Annotated in this window: 8 protein-coding genes, 1 tRNA gene, 3 rRNA genes and 1 pseudogene; 8 read left to right on the plus strand and 5 right to left on the minus strand. The window is 49.4% G+C overall.

Features of this window, described 5'->3' with window-relative positions:
- Nucleotides 1-20 precede the first annotated feature (20 nt).
- From H9Q79_RS01130 to H9Q79_RS01165, 8 genes are all read left to right on the plus strand, one after another.
- Entirely contained in the window at nt 21-2468 is a 2448-nt protein-coding gene (locus tag H9Q79_RS01130) for an ATP-dependent Clp protease ATP-binding subunit (protein WP_249329038.1), read from the plus strand.
- Nucleotides 2469-2494: 26 nt separating this feature from the next.
- Nucleotides 2495-3820 carry an MATE family efflux transporter gene (locus H9Q79_RS01135; RefSeq protein ID WP_249329039.1) on the plus strand — a complete coding sequence of 442 codons (1326 nt, stop codon included), beginning with the start codon at nt 2495-2497 and terminating at the stop codon, nt 3818-3820.
- A 203-nt stretch (nt 3821-4023) separates the two neighbouring features.
- A complete protein-coding gene (locus H9Q79_RS01140) occupies nt 4024-4440 on the plus strand; it encodes an endosialidase (RefSeq protein WP_118648649.1) in 417 nt (138 codons plus the stop codon).
- 100 nt (nt 4441-4540) lie between these two features.
- Entirely contained in the window at nt 4541-5923 is a 1383-nt protein-coding gene (gene radA / locus H9Q79_RS01145; RefSeq protein WP_118648651.1) for a DNA repair protein RadA, read from the plus strand.
- 332 nt (nt 5924-6255) lie between these two features.
- A 16S ribosomal RNA gene (locus tag H9Q79_RS01150) occupies nt 6256-7787 on the plus strand.
- Between the two features lie 59 nt (nt 7788-7846).
- Nucleotides 7847-7964 (plus strand): 5S ribosomal RNA (rrf, locus tag H9Q79_RS01155).
- Between the two features lie 395 nt (nt 7965-8359).
- Nucleotides 8360-11256 (plus strand): 23S ribosomal RNA (locus tag H9Q79_RS01160).
- The 16S, 23S and 5S rRNA genes sit together here with 1 tRNA gene alongside, the layout of an rRNA operon.
- A gap of 124 nt (nt 11257-11380) precedes the next feature.
- Nucleotides 11381-11451 (plus strand) — tRNA-Trp (locus tag H9Q79_RS01165).
- 58 nt (nt 11452-11509) lie between these two features.
- Here H9Q79_RS01165 and H9Q79_RS01170 read toward each other — a convergent pair.
- The 5 genes and pseudogenes from H9Q79_RS01170 to H9Q79_RS01185 all read right to left on the minus strand — a co-directional run bounded on the left by H9Q79_RS01170 (nt 11510) and on the right by H9Q79_RS01185 (nt 14181).
- Nucleotides 11510-12268: an EFR1 family ferrodoxin gene (locus tag H9Q79_RS01170; protein ID WP_118648457.1), complete on the minus strand. Its 759-nt coding sequence runs from the start codon at nt 12266-12268 to the stop codon at nt 11510-11512.
- 30 nt (nt 12269-12298) lie between these two features.
- Entirely contained in the window at nt 12299-12637 is a 339-nt protein-coding gene (locus H9Q79_RS01175; protein ID WP_118648459.1) for an ArsR/SmtB family transcription factor, read from the minus strand.
- Between the two features lie 17 nt (nt 12638-12654).
- Nucleotides 12655-13428: a nitroreductase family protein gene (locus H9Q79_RS01180; protein ID WP_118648461.1), complete on the minus strand. Its 774-nt coding sequence runs from the start codon at nt 13426-13428 to the stop codon at nt 12655-12657.
- 295 nt (nt 13429-13723) lie between these two features.
- A pseudogene (locus H9Q79_RS18615) lies at nt 13724-13930 on the minus strand (transposase); the annotation flags it as partial.
- Nucleotides 13931-13998: 68 nt separating this feature from the next.
- Nucleotides 13999-14181, minus strand: coding sequence for a hypothetical protein (locus H9Q79_RS01185; RefSeq protein WP_118648465.1), 183 nt, complete (start codon nt 14179-14181; stop codon nt 13999-14001).
- Between the last annotated feature and the right edge of the window lie 92 nt (nt 14182-14273).

The raw sequence follows: 14273 nt of genomic DNA on the forward strand, positions 1-14273 counted from the left end.
AGACTGACAGGAGGACATATATGAGTGAATCATATACCGCGCAGGCGAAGAATGCGCTTGCGCTGGCCGGAAAGACGGCCAGACAGTATCAACATACGTATATAGGAACGGAGCATTTGCTGATGGGACTTTTGAAGGAGGTTCAAGGGACCGCCGGCATGGTTCTTGCGGAATATGGAGTGGAGGAAGAACGGCTGATAGAGCTGATAGACCGTCTGATCGCGCCGTCAGGCACAGTGGCGACAGCCGGACAGCCGGGATATACTCCAAGGGCCGGAAGAGTTCTGGAGGGGGCGGCACGGGAAGCCGCACATTTTGGCGGCGGCGGTATAGGGACAGAACATATTCTGATCGCCATGCTAAAGGAGACAGACTGTGTCGGAACCCGTCTGCTGTATACTATGGGAGTAAATATCCAGAAGCTCTATGTGAGTATTCTGGTAGCCATGGGTGAAGAAGGCAATCTTTCAAAAGAGGAGCTACAGGAGCAGCGGGCCAAGGGGGCAGAAGGCAGCTCTACGCCGACGCTGGACCAGTACAGCCGTGATCTCACGGAGATGGCGAAGCAGGGCAGGCTGGACCCTGTGGTGGGAAGAGAGCAGGAGATAGAACGGATTATACAGATTCTGAGCAGGAGGACGAAGAACAACCCCTGTCTGATCGGTGAGCCAGGTGTGGGCAAGACAGCCATTGCCGAAGGGCTGGCCCAGAGGATCGTATGGGGGATGGTGCCTGACAGCATTGCGAACAAGCGTGTCGTGGTGCTGGATCTGTCGGGAATGGTAGCCGGTTCTAAATACCGGGGGGAATTCGAGGAAAGAATTAAAAAGGTTGTAAAAGAGGTAATGAGCCACAAGAATATCCTCTTGTTCATTGATGAGCTTCACACAATCATTGGCGCCGGCGGAGCCGAAGGCGCACTGGATGCCTCGAATATTTTAAAACCGTCCCTTTCCAGGGGAGAGATTCAACTGATAGGAGCCACCACCATAGAGGAATACCGGAAATATATCGAGAAAGACGCGGCTCTGGAACGGAGGTTCCAGCCTGTCATGGTAGAGGAGCCGACAGAAGGCCAGGCCCTCGCCATACTGAAGGGGCTCCGGCCATATTATGAGAAGCATCACGGGGTAGAAATCACTGACAGCGCACTTGAGGCCGCGGTGAAGATGAGCACCAGGTATATCAATGACCGTTTTCTTCCGGATAAAGCCATTGACCTGATCGATGAGGCCGCCGCCAAGGTGCAGCTGGGAGGTTACAAAATTCCAGAAGGAATCCAGAAAAATGAACAGGAGCTTCAGCAGGTATTGAAGGCTAAGGAAGCGGCCATTAAAGAGAGTGATTTCGGGAATGCCCGCATGCTTCAGGAGAAGCAGGCGAAGATTCAGAAAAGCCTGGAGAACGCAAAAACCAGGTTTGAAAAGCGGTGCCGTGACAAAAAGCTGCAGGTGACAGAGGAGAATATCGCCCAGACAGTTTCCGGCTGGACGAAGATACCGGTGGAACGGCTGGCAGAGGAAGAATCTAAACGTCTGGCCCGTCTGGAGAAGACTCTTCATAAACGTGTGGTAGGACAGGAGGAGGCTGTGGAGGCCGTGGCCCGGGCAATCAAACGTGGCCGCGTTGGCTTAAAAGATCCTCATCGTCCTATTGGCTCCTTCCTCTTCCTGGGCCCCACCGGCGTGGGAAAGACGGAGCTGTCTAAAGCCCTGGCGGAAGCAGTGTTTGGCAGCGAACAGGCGATGATCCGGGTCGACATGTCGGAATATATGGAGAAACACAGCGTATCGAAGCTGATCGGATCGCCTCCGGGATACGTGGGCTATGATGAAGGCGGACAGCTTTCAGAAAAAGTGCGCCGGAATCCTTACAGTGTGCTGCTGTTTGATGAAATCGAAAAGGCGCATCCCGATGTGTTTAACATCCTGCTTCAGGTGTTGGATGACGGCCATATCACGGATGCCCAGGGAAGGAAGATTGATTTCAAGCAGACCTGTATCATCATGACATCCAATGCGGGGGCGCAGTCCATCGTAGAGCCGAAGCGTCTGGGATTTTTATCACAGGAGGATGAGAAGAAAGATTATGAGCACATGAAGGGCCAGGTAATGGATGAGGTGAAACGGATGTTTAAGCCCGAATTCCTGAACCGGATTGATGAGATCATTGTGTTCCACTCTCTGACCAAGGAAGACATGAAGCAGATTATCAATATTCTGCTGAAGGATCTGGAAAAGCGCTGCAGCGAGCAGATGAACATGCAACTCCGGGTCAGCAGCAAGGTGAAAGAGCATCTGATAGAGACCAGCTTTGACAGCAAGTATGGCGCGAGGCCATTAAAGCGGGCGATCCAGAGCAAGCTGGAGGATCCGTTGGCAGAAAAGATCCTGCTGGGAGAGATTAAGAAGGGCGACACAGTATCCGTGGGCCTGTACAACAAAAAAATCACCTTTAAAAGTGTTTAATAGGAAAGCCTCAGGGTGTTTTTGAAATGGGAAAAGAATATTTAATTCGGGAAAAGCCGGTGAAGGCCTTACTGGTCTTTGCCCTGCCCATGATTGTCGGCAATCTGTTTCAGCAGTTCTATACGATGGCAGATTCTGTAATCGTAGGCAGGTTTGTCAGCGAGAACGCCCTGGCGGCAGTCGGCGCGTCCTATTCACTGACGACAGTATTTATCTCCATCGCAATTGGCGGCGGCGTAGGCGCTTCAGTGATTACAAGCCAGTGCTTTGGCGCCAGGACCTATCAAAAGATGAAAACATCCGTCAGGACAGCGCTGATCACTTTCCTCGGGCTGAGCATCCTGCTGGGGATCTTCGGCCTTGTGTTTTCAAAAGGGATCATGGTGGCTCTGAATACGCCAGCGGGCATATTGGATCAGGCCGCTGAGTATCTGAGTATATATTTTATGGGGCTGCCGTTCCTGTTCATGTATAACGTGCTGGCAGCAATGTTCAACGCACTGGGAAGGTCCAGGATCCCTCTGTACCTGTTGATTTTTTCATCTGTCTTTAATATATTTCTGGATCTGTTTATGGTCCGCGGCCTTCATATGGAGATCGCCGGGGTGGCCTGGGCGACTTTGATTGCGCAGGGAATTTCGGCGCTGCTGGCGTTTCTGCTGTTCATAAAAGAAATGAAGAACTATGCTCCGGAGGAGACATGCAGTTGGTTTGACCGGAAGGAGCTGGCTAACATGGCCAGGATCGCATTGCCGTCGATCCTGCAGCAGTCCACGGTTTCCATAGGCATGATGCTGGTGCAGTCGGTGGTTAATGGTTTTGGGGAAGAGATGCTGGCAGGATTTTCAGCCGCCATGCGGGTGGAGAGCCTCTGCGTTGTACCGATGGCGGCTATGGGGAATGCGATTTCATCTTTTACGGCACAGAATGTGGGAGCCCGGAAGCTGGAACGGGTAAAGCAGGGTTATCATATGGGCTATGCCATTGTGTTCAGCTTTGCAGCGGTGATCTGCCTGGGTCTTGAGCTGGGATACCGCCCGCTGATACGGCTGTTTCTCGGCAGCGAGGGCACCAGCCTTGCTATAGAGACCGGAACGGGATATCTCCAGTTCATGGGGTGGTTTTTCGCGCTGATCGGGCTGAAGATGATTACAGACGGAGTGCTGCGCGGCGCCGGAGATATGAAAATGTTCACCGTGGCCAACCTGGTGAACCTGAGTATCCGTGTCGCCGTAGCGATGATATTTGCCCCCAGATATGGGATATTTATGGTGTGGGTGGCCGTGCCCATCGGGTGGCTGGCAAACTATCTGATCTCTTACGCTGAGTACCGTACGGGGAAATGGAAGTAAAGCCGCCGTGATTTTGCGTGAACTGATGATTAGAACCTTCATGACAATGGATAATCAGAATATGCCCTGTGAATACGGAATAAGCTGTTGGTAAAGAGATAAATATTAAAATGTAATAAATAATGCATTTAAACGCTGGAAAATGAGACGGAAATATTATATAATCAAATAAAACTAAAGACATTCCTGGGAGGGCATTTATTATGTCAGTGATCAAAGAATTACTCCGCACAGAAGAAGGCGGCGGTATCAGTTTCGGCAATTATGATCTGGAGAAGAAGACAAAATTATCCGACTTTGAGTATCAGGGAGATATATACAAAGTAAAAACATATAGTGAAATCACCAAGCTGGAGAGAAATGATACTTTTGTATACGAATCCGTGCCGGGCACAGCAGTGACCGGGCTGAAGGAGTTTGAAGGCGGTATGGAATTTATCGTAGAAGGCGCTGAAGATGCGCAGATTACCGTCGGCATGGAAGAAGATACGGAATATAAAGTGATTCTGGATGGGGTGAATGTGGGACACATCACGACGAACTTAGGCGGAAAGCTTTCATTCAGCGTAGAGCTGGAGAAGGCAGAGCAAGTGGAAGTAAAGATCTGTATTGTTGAATGAATCAGGGAATGATCCGGCTGCCGCAGGAATTGCGGCAGCCTTTTTTCAGAAATGGTACGTTGGGTATTACACGTTGGGGATAGTTGGAGGGCGATAGCGGATGGCGAAAGAGAAAAAAACCGTATATTTCTGCCAGAACTGTGGTTATGAATCAGGAAAGTGGATGGGCCAGTGTCCGGGATGCCGGCAGTGGAATACGTTTGTGGAAGAAGTGGTTTCCATAAAGCAGGGCGCACAGAGCGGCAGCCGTGTGAGAGGGGCTGCTGCTCCCGTAAGCCTGAGGGAAATCAGCCTGGATGAAAACAGCCGTATGAAAACGGGGATCGGCGAGCTGGACAGAGTCCTGGGCGGGGGAATTGTACCGGGATCACTGACGCTTGTGGGCGGAGACCCTGGAATCGGAAAATCCACGCTGCTCCTTCAGGTGTGCAAACAGCTATCGGATGCCGGGAGAAGTGTTCTCTATGTATCGGGCGAAGAATCATTGCAGCAGATTAAGATGCGGGCGGTTCGGATCGGCACATTTCAGGATGGTCTGAAGCTGCTCTGTGAGACGAATTTGGAGACGATCCGAACCTGTATTGAAAAGGAACCGCCGCAGGCTGTGGTGATTGATTCTATTCAGACGATGTATAATGAACAGGTATCGTCATCGCCGGGAAGTGTTTCGCAGGTCAGGGAATCTACAGGCGTTTTGCTTCAGATTGCCAAGGGACTTCAGGTTCCCGTATTTATAGTCGGCCATGTGACCAAGGATGGCAGTGTGGCAGGGCCGAGAGTGTTGGAGCATATGGTGGACACGGTTCTGTATTTTGAAGGGGACCGCCATGCTTCTTACAGGATCTTAAGAGCTGTGAAGAACCGGTTTGGGTCCACCAATGAGATAGGAGTCTTCGAAATGCGCCAGGAAGGGCTTATGGAGGTGAAGAATCCGTCAGAGTTTATGCTGGATGGTAAGCCGGAGGGAGCGTCAGGCTCTGTGGTGGCCTGTTCACTGGAGGGCAGCCGCCCGATTATGATTGAGATACAGGCGCTGGTCTGTCACAGTAATTTCGGTATCCCCAGGAGAACCGCCAATGGAACGGACTTTAACAGGGTCAACCTGCTGATGGCAGTCCTGGAGAAGCGTGCCAGGATGAACCTGTCTTCCAGCGACGCCTATGTCAATATAGCCGGCGGCATTAAGATGACGGAGCCTGCGGTGGATCTGGGAATCTTGCTGGCGATCGCCTCCAGCCAGAAAGATCTTGTGATCAGTGAAAAGACGGTAGTCTTTGGAGAAGTAGGATTAAGCGGCGAGGTGCGTTCCGTCAGCATGGCAGACCAACGCGTGCAGGAGGCGGAAAAACTGGGTTTCGAGACAGTTATTCTGCCGAAGGTCTGCATGAAATCTCTTCTGTCTAAGAACAACAAGGGGATACATTTGGTTCCGGTGGAAAATATAAAGGATGCCATCCGTTTTATCGAAAAAGGACAGGTATAAAGCAGAATATACCAAAAAAAATAAAAAACTCAGAAAAAGAGTTGACTTTCTTGTGAGAAGATGGTATCTTATAGAAGCTGTCGCAAGAACGACAGCAAAGAACGACAAAAAAAGTTAAAAAAAGTGTTGACAAAGCAAAGCAGCTGTGGTACTCTTAATAAGCTGTCGCGTGAGACATCAGCACAGCAATGCAGAGAACCTTGATAACTGAACAGTAAAACACATCCTCGAAAATTCAAAAAGATATGATATATTCTTGAATGATCGAAAGATCCTTAAAAGCAGTAAAAATGGATGGATTAGCTAGTAGTTAATCTTGACAAAGGAACAACTTTTTAGAGAGTTTGATCCTGGCTCAGGATGAACGCTGGCGGCGTGCTTAACACATGCAAGTCGAGCGAAGCACCCGGACGGATTTCTTCGGATTGAAGGCCGGGCGACTGAGCGGCGGACGGGTGAGTAACGCGTGGGTAACCTGCCTCATACAGGGGGATAACAGTTAGAAATGACTGCTAATACCGCATAAGCGCACGAAGGCGCATGCCTTTGTGTGAAAAACTCCGGTGGTATGAGATGGACCCGCGTTAGATTAGCCAGTTGGCAGGGTAACGGCCTACCAAAGCGACGATCTATAGCCGGCCTGAGAGGGCGACCGGCCACATTGGGACTGAGACACGGCCCAAACTCCTACGGGAGGCAGCAGTGGGGAATATTGCACAATGGGGGAAACCCTGATGCAGCGACGCCGCGTGAGCGAAGAAGTATTTCGGTATGTAAAGCTCTATCAGCAGGGAAGAAAATGACGGTACCTGACTAAGAAGCCCCGGCTAACTACGTGCCAGCAGCCGCGGTAATACGTAGGGGGCAAGCGTTATCCGGATTTACTGGGTGTAAAGGGAGCGTAGACGGCTCTGCAAGTCTGGAGTGAAAACCCGGGGCTCAACCCTGGGACTGCTTTGGAAACTGTGGAGCTTGAGTACCGGAGGGGTAAGCGGAATTCCTAGTGTAGCGGTGAAATGCGTAGATATTAGGAGGAACACCAGTGGCGAAGGCGGCTTACTGGACGGTAACTGACGTTGAGGCTCGAAAGCGTGGGGAGCAAACAGGATTAGATACCCTGGTAGTCCACGCCGTAAACGATGAATACTAGGTGTCGGGAGGCAAAGCCTTTCGGTGCCGCCGCAAACGCATTAAGTATTCCACCTGGGGAGTACGTTCGCAAGAATGAAACTCAAAGGAATTGACGGGGACCCGCACAAGCGGTGGAGCATGTGGTTTAATTCGAAGCAACGCGAAGAACCTTACCAAGTCTTGACATCCCTCTGACCGGCCCGTAACGGGGCCTTCCCTACGGGGCAGAGGAGACAGGTGGTGCATGGTTGTCGTCAGCTCGTGTCGTGAGATGTTGGGTTAAGTCCCGCAACGAGCGCAACCCTTATCCTTAGTAGCCAGCAGGTAGAGCTGGGCACTCTAGGGAGACTGCCAGGGACAACCTGGAGGAAGGTGGGGATGACGTCAAATCATCATGCCCCTTATGATTTGGGCTACACACGTGCTACAATGGCGTAAACAAAGGGAAGCGAGAGGGCGACCTTTAGCGAATCTCAAAAATAACGTCCCAGTTCGGACTGTAGTCTGCAACCCGACTACACGAAGCTGGAATCGCTAGTAATCGCGAATCAGAATGTCGCGGTGAATACGTTCCCGGGTCTTGTACACACCGCCCGTCACACCATGGGAGTTAGTAATGCCCGAAGCCTGTGACCCAACCGAAAGGAGGGAGCAGTCGAAGGCAGGACTGATAACTGGGGTGAAGTCGTAACAAGGTAGCCGTATCGGAAGGTGCGGCTGGATCACCTCCTTTCTAAGGAAGAAGAAGTAGAGGAAGTGTTTTACTGTTGAGTTATGAAGGACTCAGAAGCTTCCGGTGGCGATACGCTTAGGGGACACACCCGTACCCATCCCGAACACGAAGGTTAAGACTTAAGCGGCCGATGGTACTGCACTGGAGACGGTGTGGGAGAGCAGGTGGCTGCCGGATCCCTTTTAAAAAAGAAGCGAAAGCTTTTCAGATAGAGAGCTGGTTTTACCAGTGATTTAAGAATAGGAAAGATCCTGTTCTTAAATGACTGATAAACACAGTCAGCAGACGGGAACCTCATGAACCAATGGTTCAACCGCTCCCGTACAGACGTACCTTGAAAACTGCATACACAATAATCTATATCCAAGCGTAATAACGTAAAGAGATAGGAAAGACATCCGAGGCGTTACGAAAGTAACGTTATCAAACCAGAAGTCCAGGAGGCTGCGAAGGAGAGATCTGAGGCAGGCGACTGGCAGCCGCACCCTTTGCCAAAGGGGTGGGGAAAATGCAATTCATGAACGAGAAAACCCGGAAGCCCACGCTAGGGTGGAAGGGAGGCCGAAAGAAAAGGTCAAGCATGAAGGGCGCAGGGTGGATGCCTAGGCACTGAGAGCCGATGAAGGACGTGACAAGCTGCGAAAAGCTTCGGGGAGGAGCAAATATCCATAGATCCGGAGATATCCGAATGGGGAAACCCCTATGAGAAGACCTCATAGATCCATACGCCAATCCATAACGTATGGAGGGGAACCCGGGGAACTGAAACATCTAAGTACCCGGAGGAAGAGAAAGAAACATCGATTTCCTAAGTAGCGGCGAGCGAAAGGGAAGGAGCCCAAACCGTGATGCATGCATCGCGGGGTTGTGGACTGCCGCAAGGGATTGTGAATGATAGGGGAATGGTTTTGGGAAAGCCAGCCAGAGAGGGTGAAAGCCCCGTAGACGAAATCAGGAACAGCCCGGCAGGATCCAGAGTACCACGGGACACGGGAAACCCTGTGGGAAGCAGGGGGGACCACCCCCCAAGGCTAAATACTCCTCAGTGACCGATAGCGCATAGTACTGTGAAGGAAAGGTGAAAAGGACCCCGGGAGGGGAGTGAAAGAGAACCTGAAACCCTGTGTCTACAAGCTGTGGAACCACGATCATGCGTGGAACCGCGTACTTTTTGTAGAACGGTCCGGCGAGTTGCCGTCTCTGGCAAGGTTAAGCAGCAGAAGCTGCGGAGCCGAAGGGAAACCAAGTCTTAAGAGGGCGAAGGAGTCAGAGCAGGCAGACCCGAAACCGGGTGATCTACCCATGTCCAGGCTGAAGCTGCCGTAAGAGGTAGTGGAGGGCCGAACGCACATCCGTTGAAAAGGGTGGCGATGAGGTGTGGGTAGGGGAGAAATTCCAATCGAACCCGGAGATAGCTGGTTCTCCTCGAAATAGCTTTAGGGCTAGCCTCGGTCAAGATTTGCGGAGGTAGAGCACTGAATTCTTAAGGGGGCGTCAAAGCTTACCAAGAGATATCAAACTCCGAATGCCGCGTAATTGATGACCGGGAGTCAGACTGCACGAGATAAGTTGGGCAGTCAAAAGGGAAAGAGCCCAGACCTGCAGCTAAGGTCCCAAAGTGCGTGTTAAGTGGAAAAGGATGTGGGATTTCAAAGACAACCAGGATGTTGGCTCAGAAGCAGCCACACATTCAAAGAGTGCGTAATAGCTCACTGGTCGAGAGGTCCTGCGCCGAAAATGTCCGGGGCTGAAACACGACACCGAAGCTCAGGATGTTCCGAAAGGGGCATGGTAGAGGAGCATTGAAGGCGTAAAGAAGCAGTACCGTAAGGAGCTGTGGAATGCCTTGAAGAGAGAATGCCGGAATGAGTAGCGAGAGAGAGGTGAGAATCCTCTCGGCCGAATATCTAAGGTTTCCAGGGTAAAGCTGATCTGCCCTGGGTAAGTCGGGACCTAAGGCGAGGGCGAAAGCCGTAGCCGATGGACAGCAGGTTGAGATTCCTGCACTGCAGTAAAACAGAACTGTGGGGACGTATGTGGAAAGCACGGGCGCGGAGTGGAAAGCCGCGTGCAAGCGAGGTAGGTGGCCGGAAGGCAAATCCGCCGGCCAAGCCGAAGACGTGATGCGGACCGAAATATAGTAGGGAAGCGTGTGAGCCATGTACCAAGAAAAGCCGCTATTGCTTTTACTGTACCCGTACCGTAAACCGACACAGGTGGATGAGGAGAGAATCCTAAGGCCGACGGAAGAAGCATTGTTAAGGAACTCGGCAAAATGGCCCCGTAACTTCGGGAGAAGGGGTGCCTGCGAGAGCAGGCCGCAGAGAATAGGCTCAAGCAACTGTTTAGCAAAAACACAGGTCTATGCGAAACCGAAAGGTGAAGTATATGGGCTGACGCCTGCCCGGTGCTGGAAGGTTAAGAGGAGAGGTTAGCCGAACGGCGAAGCTTTGAATTTAAGCCCCAGTAAACGGCGGCCGTAACTATAACGGTCCTAAGGTAGCGAAATTCCTTGTCGGGTAAGTTCCGACCCGCACGAAAGGCGTAATGATTTGAGCGCTGTCTCGACAATGCATCCGGTGAAATTGAAGTACCAGTGAAGATGCTGGTTACCCGCGCCAGGACGGAAAGACCCCATGGAGCTTTACTCCAGTTTGGTACTGGGATTCGGTATTGCATGTACAGGATAGGTGGGAGGCTATGAAGCGGTGACGCCAGTTGCCGTGGAGCCAATGTTGGGATACCACCCTTGCAGTATTGGGTTTCTAACCTGCGCCCGTGAACCGGGCGGGGGACAATGCCAGACGGGGAGTTTGACTGGGGCGGTCGCCTCCGAAAGGGTATCGGAGGCGCCCAAAGGTTCCCTCAGGATGGTTGGAAACCATCCAGAGAGTGTAAAGGCAGAAGGGAGCTTGACTGCGACACCGACGGGTGGAGCAGGTACGAAAGTAGGGCTTAGTGATCCGGTGGTATTAAGTGGGAATGCCATCGCTCAACGGATAAAAGCTACCCTGGGGATAACAGGCTTATCACTCCCAAGAGTTCACATCGACGGAGTGGTTTGGCACCTCGATGTCGGCTCATCGCATCCTGGGGCTGTAGTAGGTCCCAAGGGTTGGGCTGTTCGCCCATTAAAGCGGTACGCGAGCTGGGTTCAGAACGTCGTGAGACAGTTCGGTCCCTATCCGGCGTGGGCGCAGGATATTTGAGAGGAGCTGTCCTTAGTACGAGAGGACCGGGATGGACGGACCGCTGGTGGACCTGTTGCAGCGCCAGCTGCATGGCAGGGTAGCCAAGTCCGGAAGGGATAAACGCTGAAGGCATCTAAGCGTGAAGCCCCCCTCAAGATGAGATATCCCATTCTAAGAAGAAGTAAGACCCCTTGAAGACGACGAGGTAGATAGGGCAGAGGTGGAAGCGCAGCAATGTGTGGAGCTGACTGTTACTAATCGGTCGAGGGCTTGACCAGAAGAAGGCAGGCGTTCAGAGAAAAGCAGGGGAAAAGATGAAAGATTGTGTATGCGGTTTTGAAGGTATGTCAAGAGTTTCAACGGTGACTAGGAATAGTCACTTTTGTGCTTTTTAAATATGATAGGGGATTGGTCAAATGGCATGACAGGAGTCTCCAAAACTCTTAGTGGGAGTTCGATTCTCTCATCCCCTGTACAAAAGGCTCGCATATTGCGGGCCTTTTATTTTGATGATATGCAGTTAGCATATAATTATCGGTTGATTTTTATCGGACAGGTATACCGGGGCTTTCCCTCGCTGTGTTTGCCGTATTCGATTGCTTCTCTTGGACAACGGCTGATGCAGGCCATACAATGTGTACAGTCTTTCCCCCATACGGGTTTTCCATTTTCAAGTCGTATGTTGTGCATCGGACATACGTCAGCGCACTTTCCGCAGGAAATGCAAGTGTCCTTAGCGTAGAATTTCTTTGCGTGAACAAACATTGGATAGAAAATACTGTTTACAATGCTGCTGTTTATTTTATCTGTTAATGTGAGAGTCTGATGCGGAAATGGCTTACCGTTTTTGATCATATGGGATGCTTTATCTATTGCAGCTTCAGCCTGATGAATGGTATGCAGTGCAGCTTCTTTTTCAGGAGTTGAGAACATTGCAATGTAGTTTTCAGGCATTACAATGGAAAAACATCCTAAATCCTTCATGTGCTTAGAAGCACTCAGCTTCCTAAGATACTTTCCTGAATTACCAATGCTTCCGCCGCAGGTCATAACATAATATATTCCGCTGTTGCCCGAAAAAGCGGTCTTTTCCAGCCATTGCTGCAGGATACGTGGAATCCGCCAGGCATAGGTAGGTGAGACGATTACCCATGGGCAATCGGAATGTAGTTTGGAAAAATCATGGTTTCTGATTTTTTCAAATAAATTCACGATCCCATCGTCAGTTTCTTCAGCGATTCTTTTGGCGACATATTCGCTGTTACCGGTTCCTGAGAAATATAATATCATCGTATAAGCCTCCTCAGTATAAATCTAGGATTATGAATTGATGTGCTGGATACTTTCATAAATAAGGCTGATTAAATCAGCTATATCCTTCCATTGGGTTCCGTCCGCGCACAGGGAATAATAGTTTTTTGTTCCAACTTTGCGCATTGTGACAATTCCAGACTCTTTCAGAATCTGAAGGTGATGGGATACGGAAGGTCTTGTTAAATGTGTTTTTTTGGCGATTTCACCAACGCGGATGCCTGATAGATCACTTTCCAAAAGCACAAGGAGAATCAGTTGTCTCGTTTCATTCCCGATGGCAGTAAAAGTATCTCTGCATTTTTGAAAACCGTCTACTATCTTTTTGAGTCTTTCTTTGCACTCCATGATTGACCCCCGTATATTTACAGAAATTTTACATCCAGAGGCTCGCGCTGCACGGTACGGAGAAATCGGACATCTGGATACCCTAATACCAAAGTCATTGCGGCGTGCTTCCCTTTAGGTATTTTTAATGCTTTTTTTATTTTAAATGAAGTGTTAGCTGCCATTGTAAAATAGCCACTGAACAAAACTCCCAATCCATTGGCTTCTGCAACATATTCCATATTTTGTGCTGCAAGAATGCCATTAGTCTTATTCTTTGATAGAATGACAATTACAATTGGCGCTTTAAAGAAAAAGAAATGGCTGTCGATTGTATAGTGTCTCGCCATGGGGCTAAATATGTCAGCAAAAGGTTTATACTTTTTAAATAGCCTGACTGCCAATTGTTCTATTTTGTCTTTTTCTTTGTCGAGGACGACAAATGATACATCCTGCATGTTTTTTGCGGTATGGGTGTATCTTCCAGCCTCTAATATCTGGTTAATGACTTCGTATGGTATGTTTTTTTCTTTAAACTGCCGAATGCTTCTCCTGAAACGAATGACATCCAGAACTTCCTGTGGTTTTAGGCTGGTTTCTATCTTTTCCTTGATTTCCTCTGCATCATAGCCAGAGATTGTAACCGCTTTGCCGGGGCAGACTGCCGTACATTGTCCGCACATTAAACAGTTTTTCAATAAAGTTTTGGCTTTTTTGTTTTCCAGCTCAATATTATGGGCAACACAAGTCTTAACACACAGCCCGCAGCCTGTACACTTGGAGGGATCTATCAACACCTGATGCTTCTTCATAGCTAAATTCCTTTCGTTAAAGTTCATTAACTATTATACAGAACATAGATATTTGTTACAACATTGGTAAAGAAATCTGTTACCATAAATTCAGTAGGAGCTGTTTATTATTAGCAAGGGTGATTTTTTTACACCAAAAAAAGGGGTGTAAAATAAGTCCTTAATGAAGAATCGCCAGTTCCGGCGAAGGCCGGTTCTGGCGATTCTTCATTTTGTTATACATTATTTGCTGTAATTATTGATTTTCTTACTGTAAAAGTGTGCTTAATAAAGCTATGAGGATTACTCTATGATTTTACGCAGCCAGCTCTTTTATTTGCTTTTTGGTATGATATTTGCAAAGATTGAAGCCACAAGTATTCAGCGTTAGTTCCTCATTCATCTGGATCGTCCGATTGCTGGATGCTTTAGGACGGCATTCACTTTTATATGGACATCCAACACACGATTCACATTCATAGATTTCTTCCGTTTTTCTGTATTTGTTTTTGCAAACACGTTGCCTTCTTTTAAAGTGAAATCACTCACCGTTTGGACATACCAGACTCTCGGATTTATCCCGCTAAAAATTTACAGCCCGTTAAAAATGGATTCTACATAGCTGCGCATTTCGCTGTGGGAGTCAATATTGCGGGCACCATCAACAATCGGTTTTTGTTCCTGCTTTGATAATTGCGCAAACCGGTTCAGGACATCAGGATGGCGCGCGAGTTCCATCATAAATCCGATGGGGAGTTCTTCATTTTCAATCATGACCGATAATCCTCCAAAATGTGATTGGTATAAGGATATCCAATGTAAGCAGGAATTATGTATCATCATACGCTGCGGTAAGTCCTTTCCTG

The sequence above is a fragment of the Wansuia hejianensis genome, assembly GCF_014337215.1.
GTDB classification, from domain to species: Bacteria; Bacillota; Clostridia; order Lachnospirales; family Lachnospiraceae; genus Scatomonas; species Scatomonas hejianensis.

Bases quoted from the DNA above. Each gene is read 5' to 3' on its own strand.
- H9Q79_RS01185 (WP_118648465.1), bottom strand. From the start codon at position 14,181: ATGATTGAAAATGAAGAACTCCCCATCGGATTTATGATGGAACTCGCG.
- H9Q79_RS01130 (WP_249329038.1), top strand. From the start codon at position 21: ATGAGTGAATCATATACCGCGCAGGCGAAGAATGCGCTTGCGCTGGCC.
- H9Q79_RS01170 (WP_118648457.1), bottom strand. From the start codon at position 12,268: ATGATATTATATTTCTCAGGAACCGGTAACAGCGAATATGTCGCCAAA.
- H9Q79_RS01140 (WP_118648649.1), top strand. From the start codon at position 4,024: ATGTCAGTGATCAAAGAATTACTCCGCACAGAAGAAGGCGGCGGTATC.
- H9Q79_RS01175 (WP_118648459.1), bottom strand. From the start codon at position 12,637: ATGGAGTGCAAAGAAAGACTCAAAAAGATAGTAGACGGTTTTCAAAAA.
- H9Q79_RS01180 (WP_118648461.1), bottom strand. From the start codon at position 13,428: ATGAAGAAGCATCAGGTGTTGATAGATCCCTCCAAGTGTACAGGCTGC.
- radA (WP_118648651.1), top strand. From the start codon at position 4,541: ATGGCGAAAGAGAAAAAAACCGTATATTTCTGCCAGAACTGTGGTTAT.
- H9Q79_RS01135 (WP_249329039.1), top strand. From the start codon at position 2,495: ATGGGAAAAGAATATTTAATTCGGGAAAAGCCGGTGAAGGCCTTACTG.